This window comes from Lactobacillus sp. UMNPBX4 (assembly GCF_002554115.1).
Taxonomy (GTDB): Bacteria; Bacillota; Bacilli; order Lactobacillales; family Lactobacillaceae; genus Lactobacillus; species Lactobacillus gallinarum.
Genome location: NZ_PCZF01000109.1, coordinates 1 through 1,645 on the forward strand (window position 1 = coordinate 1; position 1,645 = coordinate 1,645).

Here is a 1,645-nt window from a genome sequence, read left to right on the forward strand (position 1 = left end):
CTGTAGATTAGATATTTATATTTTACAGGGAAGTCGAACGTATGTCTCTATTTTTAGAATAAAAAAAGCTGACTGCTAGGTCAGCTTGGCCCTATCCATCCCCGCATTAAAATACGGGGATTTTCGGGCGTTTTTCATTAAATTTGAATGTTGATAGTGAATTTCATAATAGAAATAAATCGGCAAACCTAATGCAATTACCAAGATAACTTGAATCGTAGTTGGCCACATTGACCAGTAAATTGACAAGCTAGTTAAAATAAAGGCAATTGGTGCTAGATATGGCATGTAACGAGGTTTAAACGGACGATCAAGATTAGGTTTTACTTTTCTCAAAGTCATTACCGTTACGGGGCCTGTTAAATACGCAATTAATGTTGAAGCAGTGATTACGGTTGCCAATAAATTCCAATTTCTAAATAGGCTGACCAAAATTACCGCTAAAATCAAATCCGCAATCATCGCGTAACGCGGAATTAAATACTTTTGATTAAGCCGGCCTAGCCACTTAGGTAAGTGACGTGTATGTGTCATAGCGGCCAAAGCTCTAGATGCTGTAGCGACGAAAGCGACACCTGTACCAAACGGTGATACAAACGCATCTAAATAAAGCAAAATTACCAACCAATTGATTCCTAAAATAATTGCCAAATCCGCAAATGGTGAAGTAAAGTCAATGCCATGCCAGCCTACCTTGGCTAACGTACTTGGTTCGACTGCTCCAATAAAAGTTACTTGCAGCATGATATAAATCGCTGCAGTAATGATCATAGAGATCAAGACACCGCGGACAATATTCTTACGTGGATTCTTCAACTCTCCACCCATATTGATCACGGTCTGAAATGCATCATATGACATGATAATTCCTGAAACTGACGTAGCCTCAAAGATGGAACGTGTTCCATACGGCATAAATTCATGAACGTTGGAGCCGAAATTTTGTGCATGAAAACCACTGCAAATTAAAACTACAATCGTTAAAGTAGGCAATAAGATTTTAAAAATAGAAATCAAATTAGTAAAATGTGTCATAATTTTTACTGACCAAAAATTGATCATTGTAAAAATACACATAAAAATAAATACAACGCCCAATCCTGCAAAAGTAATATTGCCATCTTTAATAAAATTCTTAGTCCAATTAGCCCATGACCACGGCCACGAACTCATATATTGAACAGCCGCCACGGCTTCCATTGGTACCAAAGTTACTAATGAAATCCAATTGGCCCACGCAGCAACAAATCCCAGTAACGATCCATGACTGTATTGAGCATATCTACTCATACCACCACTTTCAGGAAACATTGCTCCCAATTCTACATAGGTCAAAGCAATAGCAATAATAATGACAGCACCTAAAATCCAAGAGAGGATTGCGGCTGGTCCAGCAATTTTCGCTGCAGAACCTGAACCAAACAGCCAACCTGAGCCTATCAAAGAATTTAGGGCCAACATAATAGCCGAAAACAGACCTATTTTATGTCGTTTCATTCCTTCCAAATAATCACTTATCCTTCATTATTACCCTATATTTTTCTCGATTTTTAGCTTCTAATTATAACAAAAACAGTTCTAGCAAAAAACCAATGTCATTAAGTTAAGACATTGACAATTAAGGGTGCTTTTTTAGAGATCGAAT

1 pseudogene is annotated in these 1,645 nt (G+C 37.4%); it reads right to left on the minus strand.

Going from position 1 to position 1,645, the window contains the following annotated elements:
• Positions 1-117: 117 nt before the first annotated feature.
• Positions 118-1,506, minus strand: a pseudogene (locus tag CP355_RS09895) (APC family permease); the annotation flags it as partial.
• Positions 1,507-1,645 lie beyond the last annotated feature (139 nt).